Consider the following 17,788-nt stretch of genomic DNA (forward strand, 5'->3'; position numbering starts at 1 on the left):
GGGCGACCCGCACGGGAGCGCTCGACAGCGTTGCTTCACGTTGCTCGACGTTGCTCGACGTTGCTCGACGTTGCTCCGCCGCGCGAAAATAGCGCTCCCACTGCGGTCCGGACCTCGACCGCCGCGACTCTATTTCTTTGCCGACGCTGCGTGCTCCATGTTCATGTAAATGCCGCCGCTCTCGAGCTCGTCCAGCATCTGGAGGAGTCGACTCTCCTTCGTCTCCTGGCGCTTGGCGCGCATGATCCAGCCGATGTAATCGTTCTGCTGGTAAGCGGGACGTTGCTTGTAAGCATCCATCAAGCCTCGCTCGTCCAGCGCGGTCTTGACGAAGTCGGGCATCGGATACCTGGGTCGCTTCAGGCCTGAAAAGTCGTCGCTCATCGATCGCTCGTTATACCGCCGCTCGACGCGGGGGCAAGGTGCGCCCGGGCGCAGGAGGGGGCGACAGGGGCGAGGTCTTTTATCGGGGTTGGCCGAGGGCCTCGCGCTGTGTGGCGGTGAGGCGGTCGAGCCTGGCGACGACGGTGTACGTGCCGGGCGCGGGGCACCGGAGCGCGACGGGATCGGCGACGTCCGGGTATCGCTCGGCGTCGCGGAGGGCGCTCGTGACGCGGTCCGAGGGCCAGCCCAGCGCGGTGGCCAGCTGCTGCACGGTGAGCGGCGCGCCCGCGTGCACGAGCGCGGCGAGCACCGTCAGCGCGTCACCGACGGCGGCCTCGGTAGGGCCGCCGGCCATGTCGTCGCTGAGGCGCGCGAAGAACCGGCCCATGTGCTCCAGCCGGGCTCCGGCGGGGGTGACGGCGCCGAAGATCTCGGCGCCCTGCCGGGCGGTGTCTCCCCACATCGCGTTCGCGCGGGCGCTCGTCATCCACGCCCGGATCCAGACGTCGTCGTCGATGACGTAGCGCTCGCCCCGCCGGGGGCCGCGCTCGCGCCGGACCAGCTCCAGCCCCTGGAGATAGCCGATGGCCTTGGACACCGACGCAGGGCTGACCCGCAGGCGCTCGACCAGATCGGCGGCGGTGAGGGCGCCCGCGTCGGTGGTGAACAGGGCGGCGAGCACGCGGGCCGCCATCCGTGGAAGCCCTGTCTGGACCATCAGCGCCGCGAACTGCTCGACGAAGCCGCGCGCCGCCTCCGGGTCCCGCCCGCCGGCACCGGCGGCGGCCTGTCGCTCCGGGGGCGGGACCGGCCGGCGCCGGCGGGCGCGCCCCCGGGTGGCCTCGTGGGCGCGCTCCGCCCGGTAGCCGCCGGACCCGCCGTTGCGGGCCACCTCCCGGCTGATCGTCGACGTGGGCCTGCCCAGGCGCCTCGCGATCTCCGCGTACCCGAGCCCTCCGGCCAGCCCTGACGCGATGTGCCGGCGGTCCTCGCTGGTCAGCCTGCCTCCCGGCATCCTCGCCCCGCCTCCTTTGCTCGATGGTCCGGTCCAGTGTGCATTCGCGATCAGCTCATTGCAACGGCCGGACGCCTCTTCATTGCATTCATCGACAACGTCATTGCAATATCTGCCGTGAATCCCCAGTGCAGGGCGACAGGTTCGTTGATCTCCGGTTGACCCTACCTGAAACGCAACGTAGCTTTCGTGAACGTTCAAACGGCCACGGCGCGGAGCCGGCGTGATTCGCCGCTCCCGGAGGCGGCGCAGCCGGGCCCCGCCGTGCGGGCGACCTTCATGGCCCTTTCCAGCGTGCGGGCGACGTTCATGGCCCCTTCCAGCGTGCGGGCGACGTTCATGGTCCCTTCCATCGACCCTCAGGCTCCTGCCGACGTGACCCATCGGTCGCTGGCGCCCGACCTGGCCCGTGGCTTCATGCTGTTGCTGATCGCCGTGGCGCACGCGCCGGCGTTCGTCAGCCGCTGGGAGCTCGGGCCAGCCGCGCTCGACACCTTCGCCGCGCTCGTCAGAGCCCTCTTCGCCGAGAACCAGGCCCGCGCCCTGTTCGTGTTCCTCTTCGGCTACGCGCTGGGGCAGCTGACCCAGCGGGAGCTCGCGCGGGGCAGCGACTGGAGCTCGATCCGCGGGCTGCTGCGGCGCCGGGGGCTCTGGCTGATCGTCATCGGCCTCGCGCACTCGGCCCTGCTCGTGCCGCTCGACATCCTCGCTGTCTATGGGCTGACACTGCTCCTTGTCGCGCCGCTGGTCCGGACCCGGGACTCGGTCCTGGGGTGGATCAGCGCCCTGACCCTCGTCCCCGCGACACTCCTGCTCTCATGGCAGAGCGTGACGGCGCTGACCGCCGCCGCCATGGGCAACCCCATCACCCTGGCGCAGGACATGGCCCCCGATTACGGTGCCCACGTCCTCGCCGGACTCCCGTTCTGGCCGTTGAAGACGGCCGTCTCCACGATCGTCGTGGTGCCGGGCATGCTGCCGGGCCTCTGGGCCGCCAGGCGCCGCATCCTCGACGAACCGGAGCGCCATGCGCCATGGCTGCTGCGCGTGGCCCTGATCTGCATGGCGGTGTCCTTCCTCGGCAGGCTCCCCATGGCCCTGCTGCTGGCCGGCGCGTGGACGACGTCCTGGACCTGGACGGTCGCCGGCGCGCACGCGCTGGCCGGATACGCCGGCGGGCTCGGCATGGCCGCCGCCGCGGGGCTCGTCGCGATCAGGATCGGCCGCGACAGCGGGCGCCTCACCGCGGCCCTCGCCGCGCTGGGCCAGCGGTCGCTGACGTTCTACCTGTTCCAGTCGGCGGTGTGGGTGGCGCTGTTCTATCCCTTCACCCTCGACCTGAGGGACGACATGGGCTTCGCCGCCAGCTGCGCTGTCGCCGTCGCCCTCTGGCTCGTCTCGCTGCTGCTGGCCGAGGGGATGCGCCGCGCCGATCACCGCGGCCCGGCAGAGGTGCTGCTGCGGTGGCTGTCCACCCGCCGCGCCGCGCCGATCATCAGTCGATATGGACGTCGATCGTCATCGGCTTCCCCTCGCGGGTGACGCTCAGCGCGATGTGGTTCGCGGTGGTGAGCCGCGCATAGGCCTCGAGGGCCCTCGACGCGTCGCTGATGTCGAGCCCGTTGATGCTGGCCAGCTTGTCGCCGGTCCTGAGGCCGAGCATCTCGAGCAGCGAGCCGCTGCGAAGGCGGGCGAGCTTGATGCCCCCGGGCTCCGGCGCGATGCGCACCGAGCGCATCAGCTCGGACTGCTGCTCCAGGATGGCGCCGATGGCGCTGCGCTCCACGCGGAACTCTGTATCGCTGATCTTGCGGATCTTCGACGCGATCTCCGGCGGAACCGCCGACGCGGCCGGCCTCCGCGCCGGTGCGGCCGCCGCCGGCCCGGTCGCCGCCGGCCCGGTCGTCGGCGAAGCGCCCGGGGCGCCGGCCCGCGCCGGCATGCTACCGAGGACAGCCTGGCATCGCGCGCCGCCGGTCGTCAGCCAGACCCGATCCCACCCCACGTGGTGTATCGTCATTCCACCGAAGGTGTCCCCCTGACGGCGCAGGACCGCCTCGCCGCCCGAGCCGGTCATGGCGGCGAACGACCACGCCGCGTCGTCCGCCCGAGCGATGAGCAGCGCCCGGGCGCTGTCGCACGCCGGGTCCTCGTAGGGGTCCCCGTTCTCTGGCGGCGCTCCGGGCCCGACCGGGCTCGCCGTCCTGCCGTCGAGCGGCCCGGAGGCCGAATCGAACGGGTTGCGCGACAGGATGAGCGCCGCGCTCGTGGCGTGATCGTGCGCGAGGCTCGCCGCGGGCGACGCTCCGCGCGGGATCGGAGGGAGCGGCGGCGGGGCGGCGATGCTCGACGCGACGAGGTGCCCGATGCCCGCCGCCTGGAAACAGGCGGCCAGCGCGATCATCAGGCACAGGGCCACGCCCAGGTACCGCTTCAGGAACGTGTCAAAGCTCATACGTCACCGCCACGCCAGCCAGAGCTAGCTTCGTGCCAGGCGGCGATCGCCTCGATCGCCGCGGCGTCGAGCGGATGCAGCGGGCTCGCGTGTCAGTCTGGCAGTCGGGCAGGGGGGATCGCCGCCCGGTCTTGCCAGAGCGGCACGGCGGTGACCTCGGGCCGGCGCGCGGGGCCGCCTCGACATGGCGGCCCGCGGCGGGACACGGCCTCAATCCAGGGTGGGAATGTCCCCGTCCTGCCACCTGGCGGCGTCGAAGGTGAAGCTGTCCGTGAACAGGTCCGCCGTCTCCACGTCCTGTCCCTTGAGGAACCGGTTGACGAACGCGTCGTAGTACTGCGTCGCGAAGGTCCCCGACTGCTGGCAGTGACCATGGTTCGGGTGGGGGAAGCCCAGGTAGTCCTTGGAGCCCAGCGCCTCGTAGATCAGCTGGGTGTACTTCATCGTCGTGTAGACGCACTTCGGGCAGTTCCAGCCGTCGTTCGTGCCCTCCATGATGATGAGCGGCCTCGGCCAGGCCAGCGCGAGCACCTCGTGCTGGTCGATGGGCAGCTTGCTCACGTTGCTGTTGCCGAACGCCTCGAAGGCGTCTCCCATCCAGTTCTCTTCACCATGGATCTGCGAGGCGGTCTGGACGTTGGCCCCGGCGCTCTTCTCCGCCTCGGCCGGGCGCCAGCCGCTCACCAGCCCGGAGCCGGGCGACTGCGCGGCGACGAGCGCGATCCGCTCGTCGAAGAGGCCGATGACGCCGGCCTCCTTGCCGTTCCGCGAGCAGCCGAGCGCCGAGAGCCTCGTCGTGTCGATGTCGTGACCCGTCGTCTTCTCCAGGGCATCGATGACGCGGCTCGCCCCCCAGGCCCACGCCATGAGCGAGCCGGTCGCCCTGTGGTCAGGGTAGAGATCGTAGAACAACCCGGAAGGCGCGCGGCGCCCCTGGCTCCCTGTCGACTTGGCGAGCTTCTCACCGACGCTCCCGTAGTCGATCGTCGCCACGCCGGCCGGCGCCGACGCGCCGATGCTGAAGATCGCCGGCGTGGGGCCGCCGCCCCCGCCGCTCGCCGCCCGGATGGTCACCGAGAACTCGATCGACCTCCCGCCGTTCGAGACGGTGATGTCGAGTGTCCCCCCGCTGTAGGTGGCCTCGATGGACTCGGGCGCCCCAGGGTTCTTACCATAGATGAACTCCTGAGCGAGCAGGCTGATCTCCTCGCGGCGACAGGCCCAGTCGGCCTTCGAGGTCACCTTGGTGCCGTCCAGGAACGTGAACGGATCCGGCATCTTCGGGTTCGTCATCAGCTCGGCCGTGGTCGGGATACGGATCTCCCTCGAACAACCCTCCCCGGACGAGCCGCCGCCGCCCGCGGAGCCGCTGCTGGCCGCCGTCGAGCCGGCGCTCGCCGTCGAGCCGGCGCTCGCGGACGTGGAACCAGCGCTCGACGTGGACGTGGAGCCCGCAGGAGCCCCGCCGGTTCCGCTCGCGCTCCCCACCTGCGTGGACGAGGAGCCAGCGCCGCCGGTACCCTCCGGCTCCTCGGAGCTCGAGCTCGAACACGCAGCGAGATGGACGAGCACCAGGCAACCGACGAACGCGCGGCTGATCATCAATAAACACCTTTCCAGGGACGAACAGGCTTTCTCTTCCTGCCGAGTTCCCGCGCGATAATTCCCGCCCGCTGCGGGGCTGATCGCACCCGAAGATCATAATCGCCCGGCGGGAAAATTCTCGCCGAGAGGAGATCCGGCGCGCCGGGACGCGATTGACTTAACCGGTAAAGTCGGTCGGGGTGGGCGCCTCCGCTCGTTGAGGTAGGCTCCTCGGCTCGAGGAGGCAGCAGATCCCAGGTGAGCTCGATCCTTTCATGGCCGGCGTGGGCGCGCCGGGCGCCGGCGGCGCTCTACACGAGCGCGCTCTTCTACGCAGGCTGCGCGGACATCGGCCTGCCGAGGGCGTCGGAGGTGCCGGTCGACAAGATCACCCACTTCGCGGCCTTCCTGGGGCTGGAGTGGCTGCTCGAGCTCGCGCTCGTCGAGACAGCGGCGGCGGCGCGGCGGCGGGCGGCGGTCGCGGCGAGCGCCGGCGTCGGCGGGCTGCTCGAGCTGGTGCAGGCCGCGCTGCCGTACCGCTCGGCGGAATGGCTGGATCTGCTGGCCGACACCGTGGGCGCGCTCGCGGGCGCAGGGCTCTTGATCCTGCTCGCCCGCCGGCGCCCGCCGCGCGCGGCCGAGGCGCCGCAGCGGCCGCGGTGAGGTCACAGCGACGCCCGGCCAGCGCCGGTGCGCCGCCGCGTGAACCAGCGCCCGCCGGCGCATGACGGACCACATTGCGCCGGGGTGGGCCGCCGCTCACGGCACAAGGCGGTTTCCGGCATCCGGAATGATTCACGATCCTCCCGGCATCCCTTGTGCGAGAGCGCGCCCGTGGAGGTGCTCATGGCACAGGTTCGGCGTACAGCGCTCGCTCTCATCATCCCCGTTTCCTTGTCGATCGCCTGCTCGTCGCCGAGCGGCTCGTCGCCTCCGTACGCGCCGCTCCAGCTGGGCGAGGCGCCGGCGGCGATCTGCGGCGGCGGCGCGACCCGCGAGGGGGACGGCTCCGGCCGGGACCCCGTGCCGGGCGATAGCCTGGGCACGGGCGCGGCCGTGGGCACGGGCGCGTCCGTGGGCGCGGGCGGCGGCTCCTTCGGCGAGCCGCCCGGGGACCAGGGCGGAGGCGGCCCGCCCGTGGAGGAGGGCAGCGGCGGCGCCGGGGGCAGCGGCGGCGTCGGGGGCAGCGGCGGTGTCGGGGGCAGCGGCGGCGAGGAGAGCGGGTGCGGCGAGGGCGGCGGCGGCGAGGGCGGGGCCGGCGGCGGCGCAGGTGGCTGCGGCGCCGGGAGCGCCAGCAGCGGCTCGGCCGGCGGCGGCGCTGGCGGGGGCGTGACGACGGACGGCGGCGCGAGGAGCTCGGGGGAGGCCGGGCCCCGGCTCGCGCCGCAGGCCAGCGCCGGCTCGTGCCCGGGGGTCGATCTCGCGACGCCGCTCACGCTGTACCTCTCGTCCGACGACTCGAACTCGATGGCTTCGCCCGTCATCGTCCGCCGCCAGATCGAGCTCGGCATGGCGCAGGTCGACCCGTTCGTCGTCCGGACCCACGAGTTCCTCAACTACTACCGGTACTCGTTCGCCCCGGCCGACGAGGGAGAGCTCTCGATCGTGTCGCAGCTCGGCTCGTGCGTGCTCACCGGCGACCTGGCGCTCCAGATCGCGGTGCAGTCGAGCCGGGCGCCCGCCGCGCGCAGGCCGATGACGATCACCCTCGTGCTCGACACGTCAGGCTCGATGGATGGACAGCCGATCGAGCTCGAGAGGGCGGCCGTGCGGGCCATCGCGTCGACGCTCATCGCGGGCGACGTCGTGAACGCCGTCACGTGGAACACCGGGCAGAGCCCGGCGCTCGAAGGCCACGTCGTTTCGGGCCCCGACGACCCCGTCCTGCTCGGGCTCGCGAGCGCGATCCACGCCGACGGAGGCACCGACCTGAACAGCGGCCTCATCGCGGGGTACGCGCTCGCCAACGAGCACAGGACCGAGGACGGCATCAACCGCGTCGTGCTGATCAGCGATGGAATCGCGAACGTCGGTGTGATCGAGGAGGAGCTCATCGGGGAGAACGCCAATGACGCGGACGGCGAGGGGATCTACCTCGTCGGCGTGGGCGTCGGCGACGGCGTGAACGACACGCTCATGGACGTCGTCACCGACGCCGGCCGCGGCGCGTACGTCTATCTCGACAGCGCCGACGAGGCGAACCGCGTCTTCGTCGACCGCTTCGCCGAGACCCTCCTCGTCGCCGCGCGCGACGTGCGGATCGAGCTGACGCTGCCGCCGTACTTCGGGATCCAGAAGTTCTTTGGCGAGGAGTACTCGCCTGACCCGGCCAAGGTGCGCACCCAGCACCTCGCCCCGGACGACTCGATGATGCTGTACCAGATCCTCCGCCCGTGCGACCCGGCGCTGCCGAGCGCGAACGACCCCTACCGGGTCCGGGTCACCTGGCGCGACGCGGCGACCGGCGAGGCGAGGGAGGCCGTGCAGCAAACCACGCTCGGAGGGCTCGGGATCGACGACGGCAACCTCACGAAGGCGGCGGCGATCATCGCCTATGCCGAGGCCCTCAAGCAGCTCGTCGATCTCGACGCCGCAGGGCGCGTGAGCGCGCTCACGGCCGCCCGCGAGGCGGTGCTCGCCGCGAATCCCACCGGCACGGACGCGGATCTCCTCGAGATCGCGGCGACCCTTCAGAGGATGATCGACAACCAGGCATCGAGCCCCTGAGGCCTCCCGCCGAGGCGGGCCGTCCGGGCGTGAGGCGCGGGGGCGACGAGCGGTGCTTCGAGATCTCTTCGGCGGTCGGCACGGCGCGAGTATGGACCGCGCGCGGGACAAGGTGCGCGACCGCTCGGCCGCTCGACCGCGCTCACCGGTGTCGCGGCGGCGCGGCGGCAAGGTAGGCGAGCAGCTCGTGCTCGTTATCGCTGATCAGGCGGTCGATGCCGTCCTCGCGGCTATGGCGCTGGACCTGCAGCGCCCCGGCGCTGGTCTGCACGAGGACGGCGATGCGCGCGAAGCCGCGCACCGCCGCGATCCGAAGCCGCCTCGTCGCTTCCTCGAACTTCGGATCGTTTCGCGCCGGGGCTGCTCGAATGTCCAGGAACAGAGACATCGTGCGCCGGTCGAGCAGGGCGAGCGCCGCGATGAGCTCCAGGCACTTCTGCTCGATCTGCTCGAGGGAATCGAACGGCTCTGCGGTCCGCGTGACCCTCACAAACTTCGCCGTGTGATCGACGGTCACGACGAAATGAGCGTTGCGCAGGACCTCGAGCATGAGCGCTGAGCGATTGTAGCGTGGATCCCTTTCCGAGCCGAGCGGCGGCGCGCGACTGGACGCGCGCGCTGCGCATTTCGGCCGCTGCACCTGATCGGTGGTCGACCCCACGGATTGCCGTGCAGGCGGCCGGGCCACACTCCTGGCGGTTGTAACCTCCAGCAGGCGGAGGCCAGGGCCCGCACCGCGCAGCGCAAGATCCCGGAGAACAGCGCTGTTCGCGGGTGGCACGCGCGGTGCTCAGACCCCGGCCGCGGCGCGACGGCGCCCTGCGCCCGAGGAGATATCCAATGCATGTGAAACCTGTCGACGTGGTACGAAAGCTGGGCCAGGCGTGGAACAAGCACGACCTGGACACCGTGTATGGCCTCCTGCACGAGGACTACCGCGAGCACGTGAACGGGAAGCTGGTCAAGCAGGGCCGCGACGCGACGAGGGCGGCGGATCGAGCGATCTACGACGCCGTGCCCGATTACCGGCGGAGGGCGCTCGGCGACCACGCTTCCTGACCCGCGCGGTCAATCCCAGCGGTAGATCACGCCGAGCGGCAGCGACGCCGCCACGCCGTCCACGCCGACGAGGAACAGCGGCGTGGTCTGCAAGAAGAGCGCGCCCGACGGGCCGTCCATGAGCTTCATGCCGAGCTCGGCGCCCAGGCCCAGCGAGAACCCCAGCGGCACGCTGGCCTCGACCGTCATGTCAGTGAAGTAACTGGTGCCCTGCTCGTAGGCCTGCCCGGTTTGCGTCGCCGTGCCGAAGAGCAGCGATGATCCCACCCTGAACTGCTCACCGAGCGGGTACGACACCGAGGGGCCGAGCGCGATGAGGACGCCCGCGCTCGAGTGAAGGCTGATCTGCGCGCGAAGGCCGAGGTCCAGGCGCTCCGTCGCCGTGTATCCGATGAACCCCGTCGCCCCGGCGAGGAAGCTACCGGCCGAGAGAGAGAAGTAGCATTGCCCGTAGCTGGTGGTGCAACCACCCGTCGTGTCTGCATCCAGCCAGAGATAGCCCATGAACCCGCCTACCTCGTAGACCATGCGGTCCGCCGCGCCCGGCGCGGCGGACCGCGCGCTCCTCTCCTCGCGCGCTCCATCGCGCGGCGCGTCGGGCAGCAGCCGCGCTGCGGGCAGCCGCGCTGCGGGCGCCGTGGGCAGCCGCGCCGTGGGCCGCCGCGCCGGCCACGGCGCGGCCGCCGGGGTCCGCTCGGCCGGCGCGGGCGCCGGGGCCGCCTCCGCCTCCGCGGGCGCGGGCGCCGGGACGGCGACGTCCACGCGCTCCGACTCCCTCAGCGCCACCGTCGTCTGCCAGAAGACCTCGCCCTGGTGCGCCGCGGCCACGACGTGCTCGCCAGGATCCACCGGCAGCTCCTTGTCCCACGCGACCGGATCGAGCGCCGCCCCGTCGAGCAGGATCGCCACCTGGTCCGCGCCGGCGTCCCCCGCCGAGACGCGCACCCGGAGCCAGGGCACGCGCGGCGCGAGCGCGTCGAGCCGGGCCCTCGCAAACGCCTCCCGCGCCGCGTCGCCCGCCGTCCGCGCCGTGATCAACGCCTCGTGGAAGCCGACCCAGGCCGTGGCCACGTCGCCGAGCCGCTCGTGGCAGAAGGCGACATTGAGCTTCGTCCCCAGGCTCGGCTCCAGCCGCTGGCTCTCCTCGAGCTTGGGGCAGGCCTCGGCGAAGCGCTGCTCGACGAGGAGCGCGCGGCCCTCCCGAAACAGCCTCTCAGCGGCGCTCTCCTCGGCGACGACCTGCCGGACCGAGAGCAGCGCCGACGCGCCGAGGAGCGCCCCCGCAAGGGGAGCGCAGAGGTTCTGGCGAAGCGGACGGAGGGGGTTCACGTGGTCCTCGGGATGGGCGCTGAAAGCACATGGTAGACCAGCGCGTCGGTCTCCGGGTCGATGTCGACGATGTCGACCTCGATCCGTGGCAGCTGCGCGCCCGTGCACACCGTGAGGCTGCCAGTGCCGTCTCCGTGCCCTGGCGGAGAGCAGAGCTCGGCGCGATGAGCAGGGGTGGGCTCGCGGGCGGCGAGCCCGAGCTTCTTTGGTTCCTCGTCACACGCAGTGAGCGGCAGGGCGACGGCCAGGAGAGAGGCTCCTGTCATGTTCTGTTCTCCATTCCACGCAAAGCTCGAAGAGACACCGGCGATACCCGAGGCCGCGCCGCGGCGTACCCGTGACGAGCGCTCCGCAGCGCGGACCGCCTGCAGGCGCGGTGGTGCGCCCTGCGCCGGCGGTCCGCCGGAGCTCCCGCCCGGGGTCGGCCTGTGGTAGCTTCGCCTCGTCAATGCCCCTGTTCCGCGTCCCCATCGCGTTCCTTTAGACATGGCGGACGATTTCTCGGACGCGCCCCGGCGAGGCAGGTTTCCGACGACCCACAGGTCGGCCGTCGTCGCGGTGGGCAGCGACGATCCGGCGGAGCGGGCGCGCTCCTTCGAGGTCCTGGTGCGCGCCTACTGGAAGCCGGTCTACAAGCACCTGCGCGTCCGCTGGCGCCTCTCCGACGAGCGCGCCGCCGATCTGACGCAGGGCTTCTTCGCCCGAGCGCTCGAGCAGCGCACGTTCTCCGCGTACGACCCTTCGCGGGCCCTCTTCCGCACCTATATGAAGATGTGCCTCGACCGCCACGTGATGAAGGAGGCCGAGAGCAGCGGGCGACAGAAGCGCGGCGGACATGCGGTGACGCTCAGCCTTGACTTCACCTCTGCCGAGCGGGAGATTGGTGCGCTCGCCGTGCCAGCGCCCGACTCGCTCGACACCTACTTCGACCGCGAGTGGACGCGGCACCTCGTCGGGATGGCGGTCGACGCGCTCCGCGAGCGCTGCGAGCAGGGCGGCAAGCAGCTCACCTTCCGTGTCTTCGAGCGCTACGTGCTCGACGACGGACCGGCGGAGCGCCCCACCTATGCTGAGCTCGCCACGGAGCTCGGGATCAAGGTCACCGACGTGACCAATTACCTCGCCTTCGCGCGGCGCGAGTTCCGCCGTTTGCTCCTCGAGAAGCTCCGGGAGATCACCGGCTCCGAGGCCGAGTTCGAGGCCGAGGCCCGCGCCCTGCTCGGGGGCGCCAGGTGACCTTCGTCGACGACGCGGGGGTCGGTCGCCTCGTCTCGCTCGCGGCGGAGCCCGAGGTCGTCGCGGACAGGTTCGAGATCGACACGCTGCTCGGCGAGGGCGGCATGGGCGTCGTCTTCGAGGCGTGGGACCGCGAGGCGCGCCGGAGCGTCGCGCTCAAGCTCCTGCGCGACGTCGACGAGGCGACGAGCGCGCGCTTCGACCGGGAGGCCGAGGCGCTCGCCGCCCTCTCCCACCCGGGGATCGTCGGCTATGTCGCCCACGGCACCACCGCGCTGGGCGAGCGGTACCTCGCGATGGAGCGGCTCGTCGGCGTGACGCTCGCGGCGCGGCTCGCCGAGGGCCCGCTCGGCGTCCGCGACGCGGCGCGCGTCGGGCACGGCGTCGCCGCGGCCCTCGCCGCCGCGCACGAGAAGGACCTCGTCCACCGGGACATCAAGCCGAGCAACATCTTCCTGGAGAACGGCAGCGTCGAGCGCGTCAAGCTCCTCGATTTCGGGCTCGCGCGCGGCAAGGACGCGCCCGCCGTCACGGGCGCCGGGTCGCTCGTCGGCACGCCGAGCTACATGGCGCCCGAGCAGGTGCGCGGCGCGGGCACCCCCGACGCGCGCACCGACCTGTTCGCGCTCGGCGCGGTGCTCTTCGAGTGCCTGACCGGCCGGGCGCCGTTCACGGGCGCGGACACCGAGGCGGTGCTGGTCAAGATCCTCGTCGAGCGGCCTCCCGCGGTCCGGGAGCTCCGTCCGCTCGCCCCGCCGGCCCTCGAGGCGCTCGTCGCGCGGATGCTCTCCAAGGACCCGGCGGGTCGCCCGGCGAGCGCCGCCGAGGTCGCGCGCGAGCTCGCCGCGCTGCTCGCCGACAGGGACCTCGGCGCCGCCCCGGCCGCGGCGGCCGGCGACCCCGCGGAGGCCGCGGCGCCAGGGACGCTGATCGCGGGCAAATACCGGGTGATCCGGACGCTGGGGCGCGGCGGGATGGGCGTCGTGCTGCTCGTGCGGCACGAGGCGCTCGACCGGAACGTGGCCATCAAGCTCCTGCGCGGGAACCTGCGCGGCAAGCAGAGCGGCGGGGACGTGGCGCGCTTCCTCCGCGAGGCGCGCGCCGTATCGCGCCTCGAGAGCGAGCACGTCGCGCGGGTGATGGACGTCGGCACGCTCGACGACGGCACGCCGTTCATCGTGATGGAGTTCCTGAGCGGCAAGGACCTCGCGCAGGTGCTGCACGACAGGAAGCGGCTGCCGGTGGAGGTGGCCGTGGACCACGTGCTCCAGGCGGGGGAGGCGATCGCCGAGGCGCACGCGCTCGGCATCGTCCACCGGGATCTGAAGCCGTCGAACCTGTTCCTCACCGCCCGGCGGGACGGCTCGCCGCTCGTCAAGGTGCTCGATTTCGGCATCTCGAAGATCTCGCGCGCGAGCGACTTCGCGGCGTCCGAGACGCGCTCGGCCGACGCGAGCATCACCGCGCCCGACGCGGTCATGGGCTCTCCGCTGTACATGTCGCCGGAGCAGCTCGAGAGCGCGAAGCGCGTCGACGCCCGCGCGGACATCTGGTCGCTCGGCGTCGTCCTGCACGAGCTCCTCACCGGGCGCCCGCCGTTCGAGGCGGACAGCTTCATGGCCATGGGCGCGAAGATCGCCGCCGGCGCCCCCGCCAGGCTCCGCGACGGCTGCCCCGAGGCGCCGGAGGGCCTGGCGTCGGTCGTGCTCCGCTGCCTGGAGAAGGACCCCGCGCGGCGCTTCCGGAGCGTCGCCGAGCTCGCGCAGGCGCTCGGGCCGTACGCGCCGGAGGGGTCCCGGCTCTCGATCGATCGCATCGCGCGCATCGCCGGGGCCGGCGCGGCGGCCGCGGACGAGCCGGACGCGCGCCCGGAGGCCGCTGCCGCGGACCGCGCGACCACCGCGCGCACGTGGAACGCGCCGGCCGCCCCCAGGGCACGGCGCGGGGTGCTCGTCCTCGGCGTGGCCGCGGCGGTCGCGCTCGGCGCCGCGCTGCTCGCCACGCAGCGCGCTCCGGCGGTCGCGGACGGCGCGCCCGCGGCGCCTGCCTCGACCGCGCCGGCGCTGTCGGAGGCGGCGCCGAGCGGGGCCCTCGCGGGCAGCGCAGCGGCGCCCTCGCCGGCGGTGAGCGCGGCGCCCTTGCCGGCCGCCGGGGCCTCGGCGGGCGCGCCCCATCCTCCGCAGGGCGCCCCGCCCTCGCGGAGCGCCGGGGCCGCGCCCGGGGCGCCGTCGTCGATCCCGCCTCCGCGTGCGCCGTCCAGCGCCCGCGCCCGGGACCCCGCGCCGCCGCGCCAGGGCAACGCCCCTGCGGCGCCCGCGGCCGAGCGCGCGCGCCCGGCCGGCAAGCCGCCTCCCGGCGACGCCGTGGATCCGATGAACCCGGCGCTGATCAACCGGTAGCTAGGACAGTTGAAACCCCGAGAAAATGAACCACAGAGGGCACAGAGGGAACAGAGGGCACAGAGTTTCTTTGTTGTTCCTCTGTGTCCTCTGTGCCTCTGTGGTTCAAATCTCTTCGTTCCGGGCCTTTTCAAGCTGAACGGTGCTCTATCTCCGGCGCCCGGCGCGCTTCCACCGGCAGCGCGCTCTCCCGCGATCAATGCGAGCGCTGGAGCTGCCGCGTGAGCGCCTCGACGAGGAAGTCACGAAACGCCGCGACGCGGTGGGGCAGGTACCGCGCGGAGGGATAGATGAGGTTCACGGGCGCCCCCCTGGACACGTGCGACGGCAGCACGCGCACGAGGCGACCTCGCGCGACGTCGCGGGCGCACAGGAAGCCCGGGAGGAGGCCGATGCCGACGCCCGCCAGCAACGCGCGCCGCACGAAGCTGAGATCGTCGACGGCGACCGGCCCCTCGACCTCCACCGTCTCGTCCCCCGCGGGGCCCTGCAGCGTCCACGCGGCGCGGTGGCGCGTCGCGCGGAAGAGGACGCACCGGTGCGCCGCCAGGTCCCCGAGGCTCCGGGGGGCTCCGGCGCGCTCGAGGTACCGGGGCGAGGCGTACAGCGCGTCCTCCACCTGCCCGATCTTTCGCGCGATGAGCGAGCCGTCGCGGACCTGCCCGGCCCGCAGCGCCAGGTCGAAGCCCTCCTCCACCAGATCCACGACGCGCCCGGTGAGCACGACGTCGATGCGGACGTCCGGGTGACGCCGCACGAACCGCGCGACAGGCGGCCCGAGCAGCGAGATGCCGGCGTCGACGGGCGCGGTGATGCGGATGGGGCCGCGCACCGTGGCCTGGAGATCGGCGACCATCGCGGCGGCCTCCTCCAGGCTCGCGACGCCGCGCGACGCCCGCTCGTAGAACGCCGCGCCGGCCTCCGTGAGCCGCACGCTGCGCGTCGAGCGGTGCAGGAGCCGCGCGCCGAGCGCCTCCTCGAGGAGCGCGACCGAGCGGCTGACCGAGGACTTGGGCAGCCCCAGCACCCTGGCCGCGGCGGTGAAGCCCTGCTCGTCGACGACGCGCACGAAGACGGCGATGCGGTTGAGGTCCATTGTTCGTCCCAGGAGAACAGCCCGTTCTCCGGCGCCTGTCTAGTGCGTCTTCGAGGAACGATGCATCCTCTCTCCTGTGACGCACGGCCCCGCGCGCTCCCGGATGACCCGGGGGGGCGGCGAGCCACCCACCTCTTCAACGAAGGACAACGCACATGGACACCACGACCAGCACCACCGCCCCGAGCGCGACCCCCTCCCAGGCTGCCCGGTGGACGATCGACGCGGCGCACTCGAGCGTCTCTTTCTCCGTCCGTCACATGATGATCTCGAACGTTCGCGGCGAGTTCGAGCGCGTCGCCGGCGAGGTCACCTACGACCCGCGGCGCCCCGAGGCGTCGAAGATCTCCGCCACCATCGAGGTGGCGTCGATCCACACGCGCGAGGAGAAGCGCGACGAGCACCTCCGGAGCGCCGATTTCTTCGACGCCGCGACGCACCCGACGATCGCCTTCGTCGCCACGAGCGTCCGCCGTCGCGGCGACGGGCTCGACATCGTGGGTGACCTGACGATCCGCGGCGTCTCGCGCGAGGTGACGCTCGCGGTCAGCGAGCTCTCGGGCGAGCACACGGACCCTTACGGCAACCGCCGGCTGGGCGCGACCGCGACGACGAAGATCCGCCGCAGCGATTTCGGGATGAACTTCAACGCCATCCTCGAGACGGGCGGTGTCCTCGTGGGCGACGAGATCTCCATCCACCTCGATATCCAGCTGATCAAGCAGGGGTGAGCGCGGCGACGAGCGGCGACGGGCGGCGACGGCCGGCGCGCGCGCCCCAGGGGCTCACTGGCACAGGGCGGTGTCGACGAAATCGAGGACGTCCATGTACGCCTTCTCGGCCGTCTCTTCGCCGTGGATGGCGCCCGGCAGGACCGTGATGGCGACGGTGACGGCCCGGCCGTCGTCGGAGACGCCGCCGCGGGTGTGGTAGCCGAAGATGTCGCCGCCGTGGCCCCAGACGAGGCCGCCGCAGCTCAGCGGGGTGGTGAACAGGCCGAGCCCGTACTCGGCGCCTGGCCACATGCCGGGGGCCTCGACGGTGGTGCGCATCTCCTCGAGCTGCTCCGGCTCGAGGAGCTCGCCGCCGAAGAGGGCGAGGAAGAAGCGGTTGAGATCGGTCGGGGTCGCGATGATCTGCCCGGCGGCCCATCCCCAGGACGGGTCCAGCTCGGTGGCGTCGTACACCGGCTGATCGGGCGCGTCCGCGTGATAGCCCCTGGGGTGGCATTCCCGGATGCCCTCCTCGCCGACGTCGGGGAGATAGGTGTGGCGCAGCCCGATTCGATCGATGATGCGTCTCGTGATCTCCTCGTTCAGGGGGCGGCCGGTGACCTTCTCGATGAGCATGCCGGCGAGCGTGTAGTTGGTGTTGCTGTAATCCCACCGATCGCCGGGGGGGAACTGCTCCCCCTCCGCCAGCGCGATGTCGAGCAGATCGCGGGGGTTGAAGTAGGTGTGCTGGATCGGGCGGAAGCCCTTCGTCAGGATCAAGCCGTCGTAATCCGCCAGCCCGCTCTGGTGCTGCAGGAGCTGCCGCACGGTGATGTCGTGGCCGTCGATGCCCTCGCCTCGGACCAGGTCCGGCAGGTAGGTCTCGATCGGCGCGTCGAGCTCGACCTTGCCCTCGCCGACGAGCTGCAGAACGACGACGGCGGTGAAGGCCTTGCTGTTGCTTCCGATGCGCACCATCCCGTCGACGGGCACGGCCGCCTTGGTCTCCAGGTCGCCGAAGCCGGCCGTGTAGTGGCGCGTCTTCCCGTCGAGATCACGGACGGCGGCGAGGACGGCGGGGAACCTGTCCTCGCGCACCAGCTGGTCGGCGGCCTGCTGCACGGGGTCGTCAGGGTCGGTGTTGGCCTCCTCCGTGGAACCCCCGACGCACGCTCCCGGCGGGGTGGTATCGCCCCCGCCGCCACCATCGCCCCCGCCGCCGGTTCCGCCATCGCCCCCGACGCCGCTGCCGGTTCCGCCGTCGCCCCCGCCGCCGGTTCCGCCGTCGCCCCCGCCGCCGGTTCCGCCGTCGCCCCCGCCGCCGGTTCCGCCGTCGCCCCCGCCGCCGGTTCCGCCGTCGCCTCCAACGCCGCTGCCGCCATCACCCCCGCCGCCGCTGCCGGCGTCCGTGCTCGCCGACGGCCCGCCGTCGGAGCAGCCCGCGAGCAGGGCTGACGAGCCGAGCAGCGCCGAGACGAGGGCGACCGAGACGACGCTTCGCAAGCCCGCCGCTGCGGCGCTGGCGGCCCGTGTTCTCGGAGAGGTGAAACGCTGGTGCAGAGACTTCATGATCGGCTCCTGATGGTGTGTGGGGCGTCCCTGGTTCATCGCCGTGGGCCGGCGGCTCGCGCCGTCAGGCATCGCCGCGTGGACTGGAGAGCGCCGCTCGGCTTCGTGACTAGGTTCCCGGACTCGTGAGGTTCGTTCATGCATCGAGGCGATTTTCTCTTCGAAACGCCTCCTGTGGATCGTGACCTGAGGCATCGCCTCAAACTCTTCGGAAAGTTCACA

Annotated in this window: 16 protein-coding genes; 7 read left to right on the plus strand and 9 right to left on the minus strand. The window is 72.3% G+C overall.

What is annotated here, in order from left to right:
• Positions 1–129: 129 nt before the first annotated feature.
• Entirely contained in the window at positions 130–384 is a 255-nt protein-coding gene (locus WME89_RS06600; RefSeq protein ID WP_438008384.1) for a YdeI/OmpD-associated family protein, read from the minus strand.
• 79 nt (positions 385–463) lie between these two features.
• A complete protein-coding gene (locus WME89_RS06605; RefSeq protein ID WP_438008385.1) occupies positions 464–1,399 on the minus strand; it encodes a MarR family transcriptional regulator in 936 nt (311 codons plus the stop codon).
• Positions 1,400–1,588: 189 nt separating this feature from the next.
• On the opposite strand from WME89_RS06605, the gene WME89_RS06610 reads away from it, so the two are divergent.
• On the plus strand, positions 1,589–2,941 hold the full coding sequence (locus WME89_RS06610) for a DUF418 domain-containing protein (RefSeq protein ID WP_438008386.1): 1,353 nt from the start codon (positions 1,589–1,591) through the stop codon (positions 2,939–2,941).
• Here the strand turns inward: WME89_RS06610 and gspC are convergent.
• Both gspC and WME89_RS06620 read right to left on the minus strand, forming a co-directional pair.
• The gene (gene gspC, locus WME89_RS06615) at positions 2,895–3,854 is read right to left on the minus strand and encodes a type II secretion system protein GspC (RefSeq protein ID WP_438008387.1); all 960 of its coding nucleotides are present in this window, start codon (positions 3,852–3,854) and stop codon (positions 2,895–2,897) included. The genes WME89_RS06610 and gspC overlap by 47 nt on opposite strands.
• 210 nt (positions 3,855–4,064) lie before the next feature.
• Positions 4,065–5,456 carry a glucuronyl esterase domain-containing protein gene (locus WME89_RS06620; protein WP_438008388.1) on the minus strand — a complete coding sequence of 464 codons (1,392 nt, stop codon included), beginning with the start codon at positions 5,454–5,456 and terminating at the stop codon, positions 4,065–4,067.
• A gap of 240 nt (positions 5,457–5,696) precedes the next feature.
• Here WME89_RS06620 and WME89_RS06625 point away from each other — a divergent pair, with 240 nt between their 5' ends.
• Both WME89_RS06625 and WME89_RS06630 read left to right on the plus strand, forming a co-directional pair.
• Positions 5,697–6,101, plus strand: coding sequence for a VanZ family protein (locus WME89_RS06625; RefSeq protein WP_438008389.1), 405 nt, complete (start codon positions 5,697–5,699; stop codon positions 6,099–6,101).
• A gap of 183 nt (positions 6,102–6,284) precedes the next feature.
• Positions 6,285–8,165, plus strand: a complete 1,881-nt coding sequence (locus WME89_RS06630) for a vWA domain-containing protein (RefSeq protein WP_438008390.1) — start codon at positions 6,285–6,287, stop codon at positions 8,163–8,165.
• A gap of 142 nt (positions 8,166–8,307) precedes the next feature.
• Here WME89_RS06630 and WME89_RS06635 read toward each other — a convergent pair whose 3' ends face one another.
• On the minus strand, positions 8,308–8,715 hold the full coding sequence (locus WME89_RS06635) for a hypothetical protein (RefSeq protein WP_438008391.1): 408 nt from the start codon (positions 8,713–8,715) through the stop codon (positions 8,308–8,310).
• Positions 8,716–9,005: 290 nt separating this feature from the next.
• On the opposite strand from WME89_RS06635, the gene WME89_RS06640 reads away from it, so the two are divergent.
• Entirely contained in the window at positions 9,006–9,224 is a 219-nt protein-coding gene (locus WME89_RS06640) for an ester cyclase (RefSeq protein ID WP_438008392.1), read from the plus strand.
• Between the two features lie 9 nt (positions 9,225–9,233).
• Here WME89_RS06640 and WME89_RS06645 read toward each other — a convergent pair whose 3' ends face one another.
• Positions 9,234–10,553: a hypothetical protein gene (locus WME89_RS06645; protein ID WP_438008393.1), complete on the minus strand. Its 1,320-nt coding sequence runs from the start codon at positions 10,551–10,553 to the stop codon at positions 9,234–9,236.
• A complete protein-coding gene (locus WME89_RS06650) occupies positions 10,550–10,819 on the minus strand; it encodes a hypothetical protein (protein WP_438008394.1) in 270 nt (89 codons plus the stop codon). The genes WME89_RS06645 and WME89_RS06650 overlap by 4 nt, the downstream gene beginning before the upstream one ends.
• Before the next feature lie 220 nt (positions 10,820–11,039).
• Between WME89_RS06650 and WME89_RS06655 the strand changes: the two genes are divergently transcribed.
• Both WME89_RS06655 and WME89_RS06660 read left to right on the plus strand, forming a co-directional pair.
• Positions 11,040–11,789, plus strand: a complete 750-nt coding sequence (locus WME89_RS06655) for an ECF-type sigma factor (protein WP_438008395.1) — start codon at positions 11,040–11,042, stop codon at positions 11,787–11,789.
• Complete coding sequence (locus WME89_RS06660) at positions 11,786–14,188, plus strand: protein kinase domain-containing protein (protein WP_438008396.1); 2,403 nt, start codon at positions 11,786–11,788, stop codon at positions 14,186–14,188. The genes WME89_RS06655 and WME89_RS06660 overlap by 4 nt, the downstream gene beginning before the upstream one ends.
• 196 nt (positions 14,189–14,384) lie before the next feature.
• Here WME89_RS06660 and WME89_RS06665 read toward each other — a convergent pair whose 3' ends face one another.
• Entirely contained in the window at positions 14,385–15,284 is a 900-nt protein-coding gene (locus WME89_RS06665; RefSeq protein ID WP_438008397.1) for a LysR family transcriptional regulator, read from the minus strand.
• A gap of 155 nt (positions 15,285–15,439) precedes the next feature.
• On the opposite strand from WME89_RS06665, the gene WME89_RS06670 reads away from it, so the two are divergent.
• A complete protein-coding gene (locus tag WME89_RS06670; protein ID WP_438008398.1) occupies positions 15,440–16,015 on the plus strand; it encodes a YceI family protein in 576 nt (191 codons plus the stop codon).
• Between the two features lie 54 nt (positions 16,016–16,069).
• Here the strand turns inward: WME89_RS06670 and WME89_RS06675 are convergent, their stop codons facing one another.
• Entirely contained in the window at positions 16,070–17,566 is a 1,497-nt protein-coding gene (locus WME89_RS06675) for a serine hydrolase domain-containing protein (RefSeq protein WP_438008399.1), read from the minus strand.
• Positions 17,567–17,788 lie beyond the last annotated feature (222 nt).

The sequence above is a fragment of the Sorangium sp. So ce321 genome (assembly GCF_051530195.1).
Lineage (GTDB): Bacteria > Myxococcota_A > Polyangia > Polyangiales > Polyangiaceae > Sorangium.

Coding starts and splice junctions, on each gene's coding strand:
- WME89_RS06655 (WP_438008395.1), top strand. CDS start 11,040: ATGGCGGACGATTTCTCGGACGCGCCCCGGCGAGGCAGGTTTCCGACG.
- WME89_RS06635 (WP_438008391.1), bottom strand. CDS start 8,715: ATGCTCGAGGTCCTGCGCAACGCTCATTTCGTCGTGACCGTCGATCAC.
- WME89_RS06640 (WP_438008392.1), top strand. CDS start 9,006: ATGCATGTGAAACCTGTCGACGTGGTACGAAAGCTGGGCCAGGCGTGG.
- gspC (WP_438008387.1), bottom strand. CDS start 3,854: ATGAGCTTTGACACGTTCCTGAAGCGGTACCTGGGCGTGGCCCTGTGC.
- WME89_RS06670 (WP_438008398.1), top strand. CDS start 15,440: ATGGACACCACGACCAGCACCACCGCCCCGAGCGCGACCCCCTCCCAG.
- WME89_RS06605 (WP_438008385.1), bottom strand. CDS start 1,399: ATGCCGGGAGGCAGGCTGACCAGCGAGGACCGCCGGCACATCGCGTCA.
- WME89_RS06620 (WP_438008388.1), bottom strand. CDS start 5,456: ATGATCAGCCGCGCGTTCGTCGGTTGCCTGGTGCTCGTCCATCTCGCT.
- WME89_RS06665 (WP_438008397.1), bottom strand. CDS start 15,284: ATGGACCTCAACCGCATCGCCGTCTTCGTGCGCGTCGTCGACGAGCAG.
- WME89_RS06675 (WP_438008399.1), bottom strand. CDS start 17,566: ATGAAGTCTCTGCACCAGCGTTTCACCTCTCCGAGAACACGGGCCGCC.
- WME89_RS06600 (WP_438008384.1), bottom strand. CDS start 384: ATGAGCGACGACTTTTCAGGCCTGAAGCGACCCAGGTATCCGATGCCC.
- WME89_RS06650 (WP_438008394.1), bottom strand. CDS start 10,819: ATGACAGGAGCCTCTCTCCTGGCCGTCGCCCTGCCGCTCACTGCGTGT.
- WME89_RS06630 (WP_438008390.1), top strand. CDS start 6,285: ATGGCACAGGTTCGGCGTACAGCGCTCGCTCTCATCATCCCCGTTTCC.